The organism is Corallococcus aberystwythensis (assembly GCF_003612165.1).
Taxonomy (GTDB): Bacteria; Myxococcota; Myxococcia; order Myxococcales; family Myxococcaceae; genus Corallococcus; species Corallococcus aberystwythensis.
The window spans coordinates 1-15,192 of sequence record NZ_RAWK01000015.1 but is presented as its reverse complement, the minus strand read 5'-3'; the positions used below and the strand labels follow the sequence as shown (position 1 = coordinate 15,192).

Here is a 15,192-nt window from a genome sequence, read left to right as displayed (position 1 = left end):
ACGGCACGCGCGGCGGCGAGAAAGACGTGGGCCACCAGGCGCAATGTCATATGTCGATGCTAGGCCGTCCAGGTGCGCACCTCATAGTCGGCGAGGCCCACCTCGTTCTTGGCGGATTCGAAGTCCTCGTCCTCGGCTGCTGCGTCATGCTCCTACGACGCCTCTGTCCTGGCATTTGTTAGGAGCTGTAAATCGTCAAGGAAGAGGCATTCGGGGGCATTGTTTGTCGTCGTGTTCTACGTCATGGATAACCTGGGCAACGTTCTGGCCGCCGTTGTTGGCGTGGGACTGAAGTTGGTGGTTCCAGAGCGGGGCTTCTGGGTTCGAAGACTGTCGAGGTGGCGCTTCAGTCATGCTAATTTCTGTGTTTGCGTCGCGGCGCTGGAGAGGGGAGCTTCCTGGGAGTCTTTGCTGGCTTGCCAGCCGTTGCCCTCTTGGACGAATTACGGTTGCTACGAGGCTCCTTCCCTTGGGACGAAGTGTGCGCTTCCTCCTTTTTCCTCGGAGCGTTAGCCCAAGGCGTCTGGTTCTTGGGGGAGTTGCGGATGTTCGCGCGTAGCATCTCCAAGGAGGCAGTTGTCTTCAGACTCTCAAGCTGCTGCCGGAGTTCTTCCGACACCAGAGGCCAGACATCCTCCAACGACGCCTCCAGCACATCAGTCGCCCCATCTGGATTCTTGATGGCCTTCGAATCTGCCCGCTTCGCGAACTCGTCAAAGAAGCGAGTGGTTTGCTGGTTTCCTTTCAATCGAACTTTCAGCGCAGTCAGCGCAGCGAACCCCTTCTTGGCGAGGGGAAACGCACCACGATCCTGCAGATCCATCAAGGCACGCCCGGATCCTGCGAGCGAGTTCGTTACTTGCTCGTGGGTCAGAGGTTCGTCTGAAAAAGCATCGGATACCGATAGCAGGGCTAGGAACAAGTTGCCCGCCGCAGACTCGACCGTCTGGTCCGATAAACCCACACAAGTGGCCCACTCGAATATCAATGCTCTTATGTGAGCATTGGCATTCCTACTGGAGCCAGAGAACTGGCGATATGCCTCCGATAGCAGAGTGGCGCCTCTTTTCGCCCCAGAAGGGTTCGACTTCGTGGATTCGCGATGGATGAACGCTAGGTGAGAGAGCAGGAACAGATCGTTGGGTTGGCTGATGCGCACAGCCTCAGCCAGTGCCACGGCAAGCTCCGGCTCACGTTTGACGAACTCGGATGAGAGGAAGAGGATTCGCCTCAACCTCGGATTCTTCCAACCATCCGGGTACAAAGTGGATACGGCTTCAACAAGGTTGGTATACGCCTCCTGTCTGAAGCCTCGCATCGAGTCGTTCTCGCGAGAATAACTCAATGCAACCTTGGCGAGCATGTCATGCCGGATTTTGAAGCGCTGACTACTCCCAAGCCCTGTCACCTCAATCTCCGTTGACAGAGGCTCGCGAACCAGTTGCTGCAATCTCTCAGGACGGATGTCCAAGGCTTGCGCAAGCACATCCCGATCCACGCCGCCAAGCCCCAGCGACTGGAACGCCCCGACATGAAGATACAGGGAGAGCAGATTATGACCTGCCTCACCTGTGCTCTTTTGCATTCGCTCCATCAAGGAATGCACATGGGTTTCCAGGGACTTGCCGGTCCGCCCTTCGATGAGGGCTCCAAGGAAAGCTCCTTCGCTCTCCTCCTCCTTGCGATGCCGGGCGCTATCCACCAAGGCCGCGACCTTTTCATCATGGCTCGCAATATTTGCCAGAATGCCCTGGGCATGTTGGCGAGCAACAGGATCCTGCAGGGCCTCGTAGCACCCAACAATGAGGCCCGCATCCACCTTATGGAGCCCCTGTACCCTGAATGGATCCAGGACCTCCAGGGCTTGACGCCATGTCGACAGGTGTGGTGCAGCACGCTGCCAGTACAACTCTGTCGAGCAGAGCAGAATATGTAAAGGATGGGTTCGCTCGTTCAGGTATGCGCGGAAGCGGCCAGTTCGCATGATGCGGTCCAGTTGTGGAGCCAGTTCATGCCCATTGTCGGAGGCCAGCAAGACGGGTCTGTCTCGCGGCAGTCGCGCTATCAGTTCATCTGCCAGCAGTGACACCTCGGGATCATCCCGCCAAAGAACCGCAAGCTCAGGCTTCTCCAACACGAGTCGGCGAACCGCTTGCATGAGAATCGTCGACTTGCCTTCCCCCCCTGGACCGATGATGCGGCTCAGAAAACTCTTCGCCGGGGCATCCAGCCTCTCATGGAGGTTTCTGACAATGGTCTCCACCTGCTGCCGCTCAGCCAACCGCCCGGAGACAATGTCTCGCCAGAGAGGATCCCGTCCCTCGAAGAAAGGGAGTAACTCCCGCTCGCTTGATATCTGCTGCTTGTCGAAGAACTCCCGATCCAGCGTCAGCCATCCGACCAGTGTCGCCGGAGAATGAGCAGGGTCTTCGACGCGGGGATTCAGGGACGCGGACTTCGATAGGAGCACGGCCTCTCGGGGCGCTTGGAAGTCTTCATCTCTCCAGATCTTGAACCGCGTTCTATCCGTCACGAGGCGAAGCTTATCGACAGACTCCTTTCCGAGGTTCAGACATGCAAGAACGTCGGGAAATTGCTGAAGCGGCGTCGGTTTCGCGGGTCCGTGACGGAGCACCATTTTGGAAAAGACATGAGGTGCGCTGATGTTCCCAAGCCGGTTGAATTGTATGGTGTACTGCCCCTTCTCATCCTGCTTGATCGGCTGTTGCACCTCACCAAACTCATAGGGAAGTCCAAGCCGCATCAGGCGTGATACCAAGAACCGATTAAGTGAAGCGCTGCCACGGTCGAAGGGGAGACGGGAGCGGCCATTGAGAACGACCTCCTTCAGATTCTGTACGCGGCCACGAAGGAGTTCCTCGGGCTCCTCCACCGAAAGCTCACGATAGAATTGGTTGAGTTCTCGATCACCTCCGGTGTCTCCTGCGCTCCCCTGCTTAAGCTCGGCTTCGAGAATCTTGGGGCGGACTCGCTCCAGCCAGGGGCCGGAGAGCAGGCTGAGAATTTGATCGTGCTCGAAGTCGCGAACGCACAGCCGAAGAGTGTCGGTTAAGCCACCATCGCCGCAGCCGGAGACGAGGACACGTCCTGGGAGCTTCGTTGCCAGTTGATGAAGGTGATCATTCCGCCAGTATGATTCCGAGTGCGCAGACTCCTGTTCCTCTCCGAACCCTACGGCGAAGATGACGATGTCGAAGCTCCCGCCACCATGCCCAGGCGCATTCCAGGTCAAGTCCCAAGGCGGGTTCGATGGGCTGAGGTCAATATAGAGGGACTCGACGTTGAACAGCTCCTTGATCTGCCCATGATCAGCGCCCTTGAAATGGCTGACCAGTGCTCGCCATTGCTCATTCAGGGCTTTCGCCACGTCCCCCGCCCACCCTGCTGACCAGTTGAGAACAGGGAGCCCTGCATTACTCTGGTCCCAGCCTTCAGCCGGCCAGTCATAGATGTGAGGATGGATCCATCGAGTGTTACAGCCCAGCTGGATGGTCAGCGGCCGCGAGCGCCGCTCTAGAATAGTGACATGTGCCCCTCGAATTGTCAGAGCCGCCGAAACGGTCAATCCCGCCACACCAGCTCCGATGACCGCGACGCGGACCGGCTGACCATTCCTGGGTGCAAGCTTGCCCGTCACTCGGAGCGCATGCACCAGATTCAACGCTCTGCACTGCTGGGAGTAGAGCGTCACGCGCCCTTCAAGGCTTCCGAGGACAAATAGGCCAGGCTTCTGCTTGCTCCCAAGCAGCTCAAGAATCTCCTCCGTCGTCGGCTGCGTTCCGTCTCCCGCTGGCATTCGTCGTACCTCTTGAGCTTTCGCTGGCCGTAGTACTCCGTCTTTTACCTACGAATGACGGAGGCACAAGGCTCCAACTCCCGCTGGGGCCATGCTACGTGGCCGCGACGCATGGCATTTCGGCTTGAGGGAACTGAAATGGCCGGGTTTTGCGCCTTGAGCGATGAACGCCGCCTGACAGAAGAAGTCTGCTTCCAGGAACCAGGGAAGCAGGGCGAGTAGCTTGGCTGGATTCGAACCACCGGCCTGCGGTTTAGAGCTTATTTCGGTAGGAGCGAGTGGAACCAGGTGATGATGCCCAGCGCGAAGTGCAGCATCGCGACGTAGGTGTCCTCTCGCTTCTCCCAGCGCACCAGCAGGCGTCGGAAGCGGTTGAGCCAGGAGTGGGTTCGCTCGACGACCCATCGTGGCGAAGGACGCCGACGCCGTGCGCTCCTGGGACTGAGTTGGGAGCGCCGTCTCGGCGCTCGGAGCGTGAAGCCATACTCCTGGACCAGCTCACGTACAGGCCTGAAGGCATACCCCAGGTCGACGCAGAGAGTCTGACGACGGCTTCGATTCGGCAGAGGCCTTCGGACTGGAATCGATTCAAGCGTGGAGCGCGCCAGCTTGAAGTCGTTCGTGTTGGCGCCAGCGACCACGAGGCCGAGGGGGACGCCACGAGAGTCTGTCAGCAGGCTCCGCTTGGTACCTCGTTTCGCTCTGTCGGTGGGATTGGGACCGGTTTTTTTCCCCGCCCAGCGGCGCTTTGCCCTGGGTCCCATCCAGCGCCAGCCACCGCCAATCAATCTTCGCCAAGCCGTCATAGGCGAGCAGCCCCTGACGCCAGAACTCGCGGAAGACGCCCGCGGTCAACCACTCCCGGAAGCGTCGGTAGGCCGAGGACGGATGGCACAGGCCCGTGGCCTTCAACGCGCCCCACTGCATCCCCGTGCGCAGCACCAGGAGGATGCCATCCAGGGCCTGTCGGTCGGGCACTCGTGGATTGTGGCAGCCCAGCGGGTGCTCTGGCCGAGCTGGCAGGAGCGGCTCGATGCGTCGCCATCGCTCGTCGGGTACCCGCCAGCCGTCGTCCTTTTTCACTACCCCATGGGCTCGTCCTCCTGCCTCTTCAACCCGGCAGGAGGCCAGCCTTCTTCCCTACCGAAATAGGTTCTTAGGAAATCGCCCCTCACCGCAACGTGGGGATCTTCTTAGGTATGGCGTGCGTCGCGTAGAAGCGCATCGTTGTCCTTGGACTCTTGTGGTTGAGGAACGCCGCGACCGTGGCGGGCTCTGCTCCCTGGTTGATGGCCCACGTCGCCACCAAGTGTCGGAAGCGGCCAGGGCTGACCTCCGGGATGCCCGCTGCCCTGCACGCGGCCCTCACCGCGAGGCCGAACTTCCCGATGGACAGGCTGCCGCGCTCACGCAGCCGTCGCGCCGCGTCTACCTCCTCGGTCGAGGCGCCTGTGCGCAGCTCCTCGCCGTTCTTGTACGAAGGGCACACGAGCACGCCGGCCACGCCTTCAGCATCGCCATGGCGCGGGTAGGGTTCCTCGCGGCCATCCTCCGCGAACCGCTGAAGCTCGCTGACGTGCCAGCCGGTACCGGCGAGGATGTCCAGGGCATCCCGCCAATAGCCAGCCAGGTGCTCGCGGACGAGAGAAGGTAGTGCTCCCGGGGAATCGCCTTCATGCGCTTCCACTGCTCGGGTTTCGCCTGCGGCACGGAGAGCCGGCCGAAGGTCGGGTCCTCGGCCACGGTGAGGACGTGCTTCACCTTGCGCACGTAGCTGTAGACGCGCCTGAGCACCGCGATGCGGTGGCCCGAGCCTTCTGGCCCTTCAGCGCCGGCAGGATGTCATCGAGGAGGGTGAGCTTGCGCAGGTTCCGGCCCTTGAGCTGGTCGGCCCACCACGCGAGGTAGCCCTGCTGCTTCTTCACCCAGCGCACCCCCGTTCTTGTCCACGTCGCGGGAGTGGGTGAGGAACTCCAAGGCGAGCGCCGCGTCGAGGTAGAGGGGCTGCTCCTGTGGAGCACCCGCCGGGCTGTAGCCGTCAGGGTCGGCCTCAAACCGCTTGAGCTGCTCCATCGCGGCGCGGAGGGTGTGCGCGGGTGCTGACCTTGTACGTCTTCCCGTTGAGCATCCGGCGGATGACGTAGACCTTGCGGCCCTTCGCATCGACGCGGACGTACCCTCCGTCCCACGTCTCCGCGTACCACTTGCCCGCCTCGCTGGCCGCGTCCTTCCCCATGAGCGCCTCTACTGGGGAAAACCCATGGGGGGTTGCCCAAATTTTGCCCACGGGGAGGGGAGGGCAAAAGAAAAGGGCCCTGGACTGTTGTCCAAGGCCCCGGATTTCTTCAGGAATCTTGCTCCCCGACGTGGACTCGAACCACGGACATGGTGATTAACAGTCACCCGCTCTACCAGCTGAGCTATCGGGGAATATGTCCCGTCGCGGCGGTGCGTTGCCGAGACGGATGCGACTTCTAGAGAACCGAGCCTGCCCTGTCAACTGTCCTGTTCGACCCGATCTCCCGGCTTACTTCGCAGCCCTGGTCCGCGCTCCAGGGGCTCGGTCCCGTCGTGTCCGACGCGCTTGCCCGCGTCCTCTCGGGGGACCCCGCCGAGCGCGTCCTCGACCGGACCCTGCGCGCCCACCGCGACCTGTCCCGCGAAGGGCGCCAGGCGCTGAAGGAGGCCGTCTTCAACGTGGGCCTTTGGCGCCGCCGCCTGGGGTTCCTCCTGGACGCTCCGGACGCGCCGCCGTCCCAGCTCCTCTTCGCCCTCCTGCATGGCCTCGCGGGCGTTCCAGCCCGGGATGCCGCGTCGTGGGCCGGGCTGGAAGCTCCGGTGCCTTTGAGGACTGAACCGCCTCCGTTACTTGCGCTCCGGGCCTCCCTTCCGGACTGGCTCGCGGACCACTTCTCCCGGGAGCTGGGCACGGAGGCGGAGGACTTCTGTGCCCACCTCAACGTCCCGGGGCCCATCACGCTCCGGGTGAACCCGGCCCGCATCTCCCGTGAGGACCTGGCCGCGCGCCTGGCCTCCGAGGGCGTCGCGACCCGCCCTGGCTCCTGGAGCCCGCTGGCCCTTCATGTCGACGGGCCCCGGCCGAACCTCTACGCCCTGCCGTCCCTTCGCGAGGGCCTGTTCGAGGTCCAGGACGAGGGCAGCCAGCTCCTGGGGCTCCTCGTGGAGGCCCGGCCCGGAGAGACCGTGCTGGACCTGTGCGCCGGGGCAGGGGGGAAGACGCTCCAACTGGGCGCCGCCATGGCGGACTCCGGCCGGCTCATGGCCTATGACCCGGATGGGGAGCGACTGGACCGGCTCCAGCAGCGCGCCTCCCGTGCCGGGCTCACCCGCGTCCAGGTGCTCCGGACGCTTCCTTCGCCGGGGCTGAACGCCGACCGCGTCCTCGCGGACGTGCCCTGTTCCGAGCTGGGTTCCCTGCGCCGGGGCCCGGACCTTCGCTTCCGGCTCGGCCCGGACTCGCTCTCCCAGTACGCCGCCATCCAGCGCGACATCCTGGCCCGCGCCGGGGATGTCGTTCGTCCGGGCGGCCGGGTCGTCTACGCGACCTGCACCGTCAACCGCGCGGAGAACCAGGACGTGGTCGCGGACTTCCTCCGTTCCCGCCCCAACTTCCGCCTGGTCCGGCCGGGCGCCGGGTGGCTTCCGGACGCGTGCCTTCAGGACGGGTTCCTCCTGGTCACGCCCCACCGCCATGGGACAGATGGGTTCTTCGCGGCGGTGCTCGAACGAAGCGCGGAGGGGTAGGGCGGCCCGGTCCTGAACTGGTCCGACAGTCGGACCAGTTGGCCGGCTCCCCTCCGGCGACGGGCAGGCGTCCGAGCGCTCCACGGAGCCTCGTTCCTCCGTCCTGCGGTACTCAACGCTTCGGGCCACGGCCTCCCTGAAACACCGTGTCGCCCCTGGACCGGGTGCTATGAAGCGCTGCGTGCGTTGGCTCAAGCCCCTTCCGCTCCGTCCCCGCGACACGGTGCAAGTCGTCGCCCCCGCGGGTCCCTTCGAACAGGCCCCCTTCGAGGCTGGCCTGCGCATCCTCTCCGAGCGCTACGCTCCAGTGGTCCGGCCCGACATCGGCGCCTCGCACCGCTACCTCGCCGGGGATGACGCCCGCCGCCAGGAGGAGCTGTCCCAGGCGTTCCTCGACCGCGCCACCCGCGCCATCTTCTGCGCCCGGGGTGGCTATGGCAGCTCGCGCCTGCTGCCGGAGCTGCCGCTCGACAAGGCCGGCCCTGTCTCCTTCACCGGCTTCTCCGACCTGACGTCCATCCACTGCGCGCTCCAGGCGCTGGGCCGCGTTTCGTTCCACGCGCCCGTCCTCACGCAGCTGGGCCGCCAGTCGACCCAGGTCCACGACTACTTCTTCCGCCTGCTCGAATCCGCGGAGGCTCCGCCGCCCCTCACCGGCAACGCCACCTACGTCCCCGGCACCGCCGAGGGCGTCCTCGTGGGCGGCAACCTGTCCGTGTTCTCCCGGCTCCTGGGCACGCCGTACATGCCACCGCTGGATGGCGCCGTGCTCCTCCTGGAGGACGTCACCGAGCGCCCCTACCGCCTCGACCGCATGTGGACCCACCTGCGGCTCGCCGGTGTCTTCTCCCGCGTGCGCGGCATCGTGCTGGGTGACTTCACCGCCTGCGAGGAGAAGGACGCGAACTACTCCAGCGCGGACGTGCTGCGCGAGCTGGCCCGGGACGCGAAGCTGCCCTGCGCCGCGGGCTTCCCCATTGGCCATGGCGCCATCAACTACCCCGTGGCCCTGGGCACCCGCGTGCGCCTGGACGCGGACGCCGCGCGCCTCACGTTCCTCGAAGGCGCGGTGAGCCCCGGATGAGCCAGCACCCCATCGCCAACCTCCAGGCCGTGCTGGATGACGGCGTGGAGCTGGGCATCTTTCCCGCCGCCCAGGCCGTGGTGCTCCACAAGGGCATCCAGGTCTTCGGCGGCGTCGCTGGCAACGTGACGGGTGACACGCGCTTCGACCTGGCCTCGCTCACGAAGGTCCTCTCCACCACCGCGCTCTTCCTGCGCCTGTGGACCGAGGGCAAGGTGGGCCCGGACACGCTCGTGTCCCGCTACTTCCCCGGCTCCCCCGCGGGCGACGCGGGCGTCACCGTCGCGGACCTGCTCTACCACCGCTCCGGCCTGCCTCCCTTCGCCCCGTTCTTCGCGGAGGCACTCAAGGCCCACCCGGAGCTGCTCGACGCCGCGTGCCCCGCGACCCTCCGCGCGCAGGTCCACGCGGAGGTGCTGCACGCCGCCGCCGCCACGCCGCTCGATGCGCCCGTGCGCACGAAGTCCGTGTACAGCGACGTGGGCTTCATCCTCCTCGGCGACATCCTCGCCCGGGCCGGTGGCGCCCCGCTGGACGTGCTCTTCCACCGCCACGTCGCGGAGCCGCTGGACCTGAAGGCCCGCTTCCACCGCCTCACGGATTTCCCCACCGACGGCGCCACCGCGCGCACCGGCGCCATGCGCCCCCGTGAGCCCGCGCCCGGCCAGGAGTCGCTGTGGAAGGACGTGCCCTCCCAGCCGTCCCGGCCCGCTGAAGTCGACGACGACAACGCGTGGGTGCTGGACGGCGTCGCCGGACACGCGGGCCTCTTCGGCACCGCCGTGGACGTGGCCCGCTTCGGCCAGGCCGTGCTGGAAGGCGCCGCGGGCACGCATGCCGCGATTGCTCCGGGGCCCTTGTGGCACCGCGCGCTCGCCACGGATCCGCTCGTGGCGGGCAGCACTCGCTCCATGGGCTTCGACTCTCCGTCGAAGGGCCATTCCAGCGCGGGTCGATTCATTGGCGACACGCCTCCGGGCGCGGTGGGCCACCTGGGCTTCACCGGCACCAGCCTCTGGGTGGACCTGAGGCGGTCGCTCGTCGTCGCGCTCATCACCAACCGCGTGGCCCAGGGCCGTCAGGACCTGCGCATCCGCGACTTCCGCCCCGCCTTCCACGAGCTCGTCGTGGAGGCGCTCGACCTCCACGTCCTCCCCTGAGGAAACCGCAGCATGGCTGACGACAACGGCAACGTCCTCGACACCCTCGACCCGAAGTCCGTGCGCCGCATCCATCTGGTGGGAGTCGCCGGCACTGGCATGGGCTCCTTCGCCGGCATGCTCAAGGCCGCCGGCTACGACGTCACCGGCAGCGACGAGAACGTCTACCCGCCCATGAGCGACATGCTCCGCACCTGGGGCATCCCCGCCAGCAGCCCGTACTCGCCCGCCAACCTGGACGCGGCGAAGCCGGACCTGGTCATCATCGGCAACGTCATCCGCCGGGTGAACCCGGAGGCCACCGCCGTGCGCGAGCGGGGCCTCAAGCAGATGTCCTTCCCCGCGGCGCTGGGCTCGCTCTTCCTGGACCGCTCGCACTCCGTCGTCGTCGCCGGCACGCATGGCAAGACGACGACGTCCTCGCTCATGGCCCACGTGCTGGTGGCCGCGGGCAAGGACCCGAGCTTCCTCGTGGGCGGCGTTACCCAGAACTACTCGGGCAACTACCGCGTGGGGAAGGGGCCGCACTTCGTCGTCGAAGGCGACGAGTACGACACCGCCTACTGGGACAAGGGCTCCAAGTTCCTGCACTACCGCCCGCGCACCGCCATCGTCACCAGCGTGGAGTTCGACCACGCGGACATCTTCCGCGACCTGCCGCACTACGAGGCCACGTTCGAGAAGTTCGTGCGGCTGGTGCCCAAGGACGGCCAGCTTGTCGTCTGCGCCGCATACCCCAACGCCGTGCGCATCGCGCGCGAGGGCACCGCGCCCGTCAGCACCTACGTGGCCAAGGAGGGCGCGGACGCGGACTACACGCCGAAGAATCTCTCCTTCGGCCCCGAGGGTGCCCGCTTCAACGTGATGGAGAAGGGCCAGGACCTGGGCACCGTGACGCTGCCCATGTCCGGCGCGCACAACGTGGAGAACGCGCTCGCGGTCATCGCCGCCGCGCGCGGCCTGGGCCTCACCTTCGCGGAAATCCAGCAGGGCCTGTCCACCTTCCAGGGCGTGAAGCGCCGCCAGGAGGTGCGCGCGGAGGTGGACGGCGTGCTCGTGGTGGACGACTTCGCGCACCACCCCACGGCCGTGCGGGAGACCATCGCCGCCATCCACCACCGCTACCCGGACCGGCGCCTGTGGGCCATCTTCGAGCCGCGCTCCAACACCAGCCGCCGCAACATCCACCAGGAGGACTACGCGCACGCCTTCCCCGGCGCCGCGCGCGCCAGCCTCAAGGTGCCCGAGCGCCACGACAAGGTGCCCGAGGGCGAGGAACTCAACGTCCCCAAGCTCATTGAAGCGCTGAAGGGCCAGGGCATCGCCGCGGACGGCGCCACCGACGTGCAGACGCTGGTGGACCGCGTCGCTTCGGAAGCGAAGGCCGGTGACGTGCTGCTCGTCATGAGCAATGGCTCCTTCGGGGGCTTCATCGACAAGCTGCTCACCGCCCTGAAGGCCCGGGCGGGGAAGGGAACCTGAGCCATGCGCCGTCCGTTCCTCGTCTCGCTGGGGGCCCTGGCGTTCGCCATGGGCTGTGCCTCGTCGCCGTCTTCGTCGCTGCCTCCGCTCACGGACCGGACCGGTGACGGTCCGCGCACCAGCAGCTCCGCCCTGGAGTCGTCGAACCGGGCTCCGGGCCAGCCGCTGTCCTTCCAGGTGAAGCACTACCCGGATAACACCCCGTACGACCTGAAGAGCGACCGGGGGCAGGTGGTCCTCCTGGACGTGTGGGCTTCGTGGTGCGAGCCCTGCAAGGACGCGCTGCCCATGTACGCGCAGCTGCAGAAGGAGTACGGCGCGCGCGGCTTCAAGGCGTACGCGCTCAACGTGGACGAGGACGTGCGCGCCATTCCCGCCTTCCTGGAGGAGGCGAAGGTGGAGGTGCCCATCCTCCTGGACACCAACGCGCTGGTGTCCGAGCGCCTGCTGAAGGTGCGGCTGATGCCCACCACCTTCCTGATTGACCGCAAGGGCGTCGTGCGGCACGTGCACGAGGGCTTCGCCGAGGAGTTCCTCCAGCAGTTCCAGACGGAGATCGAGCAGCTGCTCGCCGAGCCCGCCTCCTGAACGCACCCGAGGGACACGCATCCATGGCCCACGATTCGGACACGCCCGCCGCGCTGCGCCGCACCGCGGAGGAGGGCGCGCGCATGGCCGGCCGCATCCTTCGCGAGCGCTTCCCGCAGCACCGCACCATCGAGTTCAAGGGCGGCATCGACCTGGTGACGGACGCGGACCGCGCCTCCGAGGCCGCGCTCCTGGACTTCCTGCGCCAGCGTTACCCGCACCACGCCATCCTCGCGGAGGAGAGCGGCGCGACGCAGGGCACGGACACGTTCCGCTGGCTGGTGGATCCGCTGGACGGCACCACCAACTACTCACACCAGGTGCCGCACTTCTGCGTCAGCGTGGCGGTGGAGGGACCGGAGGGCACGGTGGCGGGCGCCGTCTACGACCCCATGCGCGACGAGCTCTTCTCCGCCGCGAAGGGGGAGGGCGCCACGCTCAACGGCGTGCCCCTGAAGGCCAGCCCCACGGACACGCTGGAGCGGGCGCTGCTGTGCACGGGCTTCCCCTACGATGTGCGCGAGCGTCCGGACCTGCCCGTGGGCCTCTTCTCCCAGCTCATCCTCCTGGCGCAGGGCATGCGCCGCACCGGCAGCGCCGCGCTGGACCTGGCGTACGTCGCGGCCGGCCGCTTCGACGGCTACTTCGAGTTCGGCCTCAAGCCCTGGGACATCGCCGCGGGCGGCCTGCTGGTGGCGGAGGCCGGCGGCGTCATCGTGCACATCGACGGGCGGCCCTTCGACGTGCTCAAGGGCGACGTGCTGGCGAGCGGCGCGAACCTGGCGCCCCAGTTGATGACCCAGGCGAAGCGCTTCCTGGATGAAATCGGCTGGACGCCGCGCGACTAGAAGAAGCTCTCCGGCACGAAGACGATGTCGCCGGCCTGGAGCAGGAAGTTGCGCTCACGGCCCACGCCGATGTCCTCCACGGGCACGCGAATCTTGCGCTCCTGCCCGTTCACCACGCGCGTGACGAGCGTGTTGTTCTTCGCCGCCAGCTTGGTGAAGCCACCGGCCAGGGTGATGGCCTGGATGATGGACACCTCGCCGGTGACGGGGAAGGTGCCGGGCTTCTGCACCTCGCCGAAGACGAAGATCTTCTGCGAGTTGTACTCGCGCACCAGCACGGACACCTGCGGGCGGCGCAGGTAGCGCGCCAGGCAGTCGCGCAGCGCATCCGCCGCGGCGCTGGCGGTGCGGCCGGACAGCTCCACCTTGCCGCACAGCGGATAGTCGATGGTGCCTTCCGGCGACACGCGCCAGGTGCCGGAGTGCTCGGGCTCCTGGAAGACTCGCACCTCCACCACGTCGCCGGGGCCCAGGCTGCCGCCGGACGTCGCCGCGGCCTCCGTGGAGGACGCGGGCGTGGGCGGAGGCGGCGGCGGACGCGTGTCCGCGTGACACGCGGCCAGCAGCGAGAGGAGGACGGGGAGGATGAGCCGCGAGGGACGCATGCGCGCGGAAGGCATCAGTAGGAGACGGACACCCGCGCGTAGCCTTCGTGGCGGGTGTAGTTGAGCCCGGCGGCGCCCAGCGAGGAGGAGCGCGTGCCCAGCATGTAGCCCACCGCGCCCACGAGCCACGGGCGGATTTGATACTCCGGCCCCAGGTCCAGCGTCACCAGCGTGTCGCTCCGGCCGCCCGCGAAGGAGAGGAAGTCCACCGCGCCCATCGCATGCAGCGCGAGCCGGCTGCCCATCACGGACCGCGCTTCCGCGTAGACGCGGTTGTCACTGAAGGTGCCGTAGGCGGCCACCGGTTCGAAGGCGCGCAGATAGCCGCCCTTCACGGTGAGCGACGGGCCCCACAGGTACGTGCCCTCCGCCAGCGCCACCATGGTGCCTCCGCCGCTCGAGCCCAGGTTCTGGGCCCAGCCCGCCTTGGCCGTCAGCGTGATGCGCGGCGACACCAGGCCGGAGACACCCGCCATGGCGTGCAGGATGGCCGCGCTGGGCGTCGTGGTGTCGTTGAAGTAGCCCCGGTACTCCAGGCCCGTGTCCACCACCACCGCCGTCTTGGGCAGGAAGCGCCAGCGGCCCTCCGCGCCCAGCCGCAGGTTGCCGTAGTTGAACTGGCTGGCGGCGAGCGGATCACACGCGGCGTCGGTGCAGCCCACGGGGGCCATGCCGCCCAGGGGCTCGAAGAACTCCATCGCGTACGCCAGCGACGGCGTCACTTCCAGCGCGCCGCCGCCGGGCTTCCACTGCGCCTTGACGTACGCCTCGTTGTAGAGGCTGAGGATGCCCGCGCCCAGCGCCGCCGTGCGCGTGCGGTCCGAGCGCATCAGCGCGTCGCCCACCTCCACGGACAGCGTGCTCTCCTGGTCGAACTTCAGCGCCAGGTCCGCCGTGCCCTCCAGGTGCGACGCCGCGCCGGAGCCCGCGGTGATGAGACCCGTGTAGGCCACGTAGTCCAGGTTGGCGCGCAGCGCGATGGCCAGCTTCGGGGACGGCACGTCCAGCAGCAGCCCGGGGCGGATGTGCAGGGCCAGCTCTCCGGAGAGGTCCGGGGACAGCGGGCCCGTGCCCTCGGCGCGGAAGTAGCCCACGCCGCTGTCCAGCCGCGTCTCCAGGTCCAGCGTCGGGTGCAGCCGCCCGTTGCCCACCTTGAGGCCGTTGCCGCCCGGAGGCCGTCCCCCCGTGAAGGCCTGGGCCGACGCCGTCAGCGGCAGCAGCGCCGCGAGCGCCAGGGCCCCGAGGGCCAGACGGAATGTCCCAGGCTGCTTCATGGTGTCAGCGGTGCTCCAGACAGTGGGACGGCGGGCATAGCACGCGGGTTCCCCCATCGGAACAAACGGTCCAGGGCCGGGACCGCGAAGGGTGGGAGGAAGCAGGCACTCAGTCCACGGGGCTCGCGGGCGGCGGGCGCACGATGAGGTCCGGCGGCGGCGGGGGACGCGTGGGGTCTCCGCCGGGCAGGTTGTCGGGCTCCTCCACCTCCACGAAGAGGTTCTCGTCGGTGCGGAAGGCGAGCTGGCCGATGCACTCCTCGGCCTCCGAGCGCAGCTGGCCCACCTTCTGCTGGGCGATCATCACCTTGGTGAACTCGTGCTCGCCGGGCGCCGCCTCGCTCTTGCTGACGGCCTCCTGGAGGGCCACGTCGGCCTGCTCGGAGATGCGCAACAGGCCCTTGATCTGCGTCAGCTTCTCGTTGGCGCAGTTGAGCTTCACCACGTCCTTGGTGCGCCGCGCTTCCTCCACCTTTTCGAACACCTGACGGAGGGATTCGCGCATGCCGCCCAGGGCCTGCGTGCTGCGCTCCAGCTTCTGGCTGTCCGGCACGTCACCGGCCTTGTCC

14 protein-coding genes, 1 tRNA gene and 1 pseudogene are annotated in these 15,192 nt (G+C 67.0%); 6 read left to right on the top strand and 10 right to left on the bottom strand.

Annotated features, from left to right (window positions below; all coding sequences use genetic code 11):
* Nucleotides 1–355 precede the first annotated feature (355 nt).
* The 7 genes and pseudogenes from D7W81_RS04000 to D7W81_RS03980 all read right to left on the bottom strand — a co-directional run bounded on the left by D7W81_RS04000 (nucleotide 356) and on the right by D7W81_RS03980 (nucleotide 6,247).
* Nucleotides 356–3,388: a P-loop NTPase gene (locus tag D7W81_RS04000; protein WP_244226951.1), complete on the bottom strand. Its 3,033-nt coding sequence runs from the start codon at nucleotides 3,386–3,388 to the stop codon at nucleotides 356–358.
* A gap of 27 nt (nucleotides 3,389–3,415) precedes the next feature.
* Nucleotides 3,416–3,817: pseudogene (locus D7W81_RS44350) on the bottom strand (FAD-dependent oxidoreductase); the annotation flags it as partial.
* Nucleotides 3,818–4,077: 260 nt separating this feature from the next.
* Nucleotides 4,078–4,900, bottom strand: a protein-coding gene (locus D7W81_RS03995) for an IS5 family transposase (RefSeq protein ID WP_244226950.1) whose coding sequence is annotated in 2 segments (ribosomal slippage) — nucleotides 4,078–4,545 and nucleotides 4,547–4,900 — 822 coding nt in all. Because the reading frame shifts where the segments join, the coding sequence is not laid out codon by codon here.
* A gap of 88 nt (nucleotides 4,901–4,988) precedes the next feature.
* Entirely contained in the window at nucleotides 4,989–5,504 is a 516-nt protein-coding gene (locus tag D7W81_RS03990; protein WP_120553972.1) for a site-specific integrase, read from the bottom strand.
* 70 nt (nucleotides 5,505–5,574) lie between these two features.
* Nucleotides 5,575–5,751, bottom strand: coding sequence for a hypothetical protein (locus D7W81_RS42220; RefSeq protein ID WP_158621415.1), 177 nt, complete (start codon nucleotides 5,749–5,751; stop codon nucleotides 5,575–5,577).
* 116 nt (nucleotides 5,752–5,867) lie between these two features.
* Nucleotides 5,868–6,053 carry a hypothetical protein gene (locus D7W81_RS03985; RefSeq protein WP_120553971.1) on the bottom strand — a complete coding sequence of 62 codons (186 nt, stop codon included), beginning with the start codon at nucleotides 6,051–6,053 and terminating at the stop codon, nucleotides 5,868–5,870.
* 121 nt (nucleotides 6,054–6,174) lie between these two features.
* Nucleotides 6,175–6,247: transfer RNA gene (locus D7W81_RS03980), tRNA-Asn, on the bottom strand.
* A gap of 141 nt (nucleotides 6,248–6,388) precedes the next feature.
* On the opposite strand from D7W81_RS03980, the gene D7W81_RS03975 reads away from it, so the two are divergent.
* From D7W81_RS03975 to D7W81_RS03950, 6 genes are all read left to right on the top strand, one after another.
* Nucleotides 6,389–7,582 (top strand): RsmB/NOP family class I SAM-dependent RNA methyltransferase, encoded by a 1,194-nt coding sequence (locus D7W81_RS03975; RefSeq protein ID WP_244226949.1) that lies wholly within the window; start codon nucleotides 6,389–6,391, stop codon nucleotides 7,580–7,582.
* 169 nt (nucleotides 7,583–7,751) lie between these two features.
* Nucleotides 7,752–8,666 carry a S66 peptidase family protein gene (locus D7W81_RS03970; RefSeq protein WP_120553969.1) on the top strand — a complete coding sequence of 305 codons (915 nt, stop codon included), beginning with the start codon at nucleotides 7,752–7,754 and terminating at the stop codon, nucleotides 8,664–8,666.
* A complete protein-coding gene (locus D7W81_RS03965; protein WP_120553968.1) occupies nucleotides 8,663–9,826 on the top strand; it encodes a serine hydrolase domain-containing protein in 1,164 nt (387 codons plus the stop codon). Before D7W81_RS03970 ends, D7W81_RS03965 begins: the two co-directional genes overlap by 4 nt.
* Nucleotides 9,827–9,838: 12 nt before the next feature.
* Nucleotides 9,839–11,308, top strand: coding sequence for a UDP-N-acetylmuramate:L-alanyl-gamma-D-glutamyl-meso-diaminopimelate ligase (gene mpl / locus D7W81_RS03960; RefSeq protein WP_120553967.1), 1,470 nt, complete (start codon nucleotides 9,839–9,841; stop codon nucleotides 11,306–11,308).
* Between the two features lie 3 nt (nucleotides 11,309–11,311).
* Complete coding sequence (locus D7W81_RS03955) at nucleotides 11,312–11,896, top strand: TlpA family protein disulfide reductase (protein ID WP_120553966.1); 585 nt, start codon at nucleotides 11,312–11,314, stop codon at nucleotides 11,894–11,896.
* 23 nt (nucleotides 11,897–11,919) lie between these two features.
* Nucleotides 11,920–12,744, top strand: coding sequence for an inositol monophosphatase family protein (locus D7W81_RS03950; RefSeq protein WP_120553965.1), 825 nt, complete (start codon nucleotides 11,920–11,922; stop codon nucleotides 12,742–12,744).
* Here the strand turns inward: D7W81_RS03950 and D7W81_RS03945 are convergent.
* The 3 genes from D7W81_RS03945 to D7W81_RS03935 all read right to left on the bottom strand — a co-directional run.
* Nucleotides 12,741–13,349 carry a polysaccharide biosynthesis/export family protein gene (locus tag D7W81_RS03945; protein ID WP_120554007.1) on the bottom strand — a complete coding sequence of 203 codons (609 nt, stop codon included), beginning with the start codon at nucleotides 13,347–13,349 and terminating at the stop codon, nucleotides 12,741–12,743. The genes D7W81_RS03950 and D7W81_RS03945 overlap by 4 nt on opposite strands.
* Nucleotides 13,350–13,363: 14 nt before the next feature.
* Nucleotides 13,364–14,623: a hypothetical protein gene (locus D7W81_RS03940; protein ID WP_120553964.1), complete on the bottom strand. Its 1,260-nt coding sequence runs from the start codon at nucleotides 14,621–14,623 to the stop codon at nucleotides 13,364–13,366.
* A 109-nt stretch (nucleotides 14,624–14,732) separates the two neighbouring features.
* Nucleotides 14,733–15,192: hypothetical protein (locus D7W81_RS03935; protein WP_120553963.1), on the bottom strand; the 460-nt coding region annotated here is incomplete at its 5' end.

Coding starts and splice junctions, on each gene's coding strand:
- D7W81_RS03985 (WP_120553971.1), bottom strand. CDS start 6,053: ATGGGGAAGGACGCGGCCAGCGAGGCGGGCAAGTGGTACGCGGAGACG.
- D7W81_RS03945 (WP_120554007.1), bottom strand. CDS start 13,349: ATGCGTCCCTCGCGGCTCATCCTCCCCGTCCTCCTCTCGCTGCTGGCC.
- D7W81_RS03940 (WP_120553964.1), bottom strand. CDS start 14,623: ATGAAGCAGCCTGGGACATTCCGTCTGGCCCTCGGGGCCCTGGCGCTC.
- D7W81_RS03955 (WP_120553966.1), top strand. CDS start 11,312: ATGCGCCGTCCGTTCCTCGTCTCGCTGGGGGCCCTGGCGTTCGCCATG.
- D7W81_RS03965 (WP_120553968.1), top strand. CDS start 8,663: ATGAGCCAGCACCCCATCGCCAACCTCCAGGCCGTGCTGGATGACGGC.
- mpl (WP_120553967.1), top strand. CDS start 9,839: ATGGCTGACGACAACGGCAACGTCCTCGACACCCTCGACCCGAAGTCC.
- D7W81_RS03950 (WP_120553965.1), top strand. CDS start 11,920: ATGGCCCACGATTCGGACACGCCCGCCGCGCTGCGCCGCACCGCGGAG.
- D7W81_RS03970 (WP_120553969.1), top strand. CDS start 7,752: ATGAAGCGCTGCGTGCGTTGGCTCAAGCCCCTTCCGCTCCGTCCCCGC.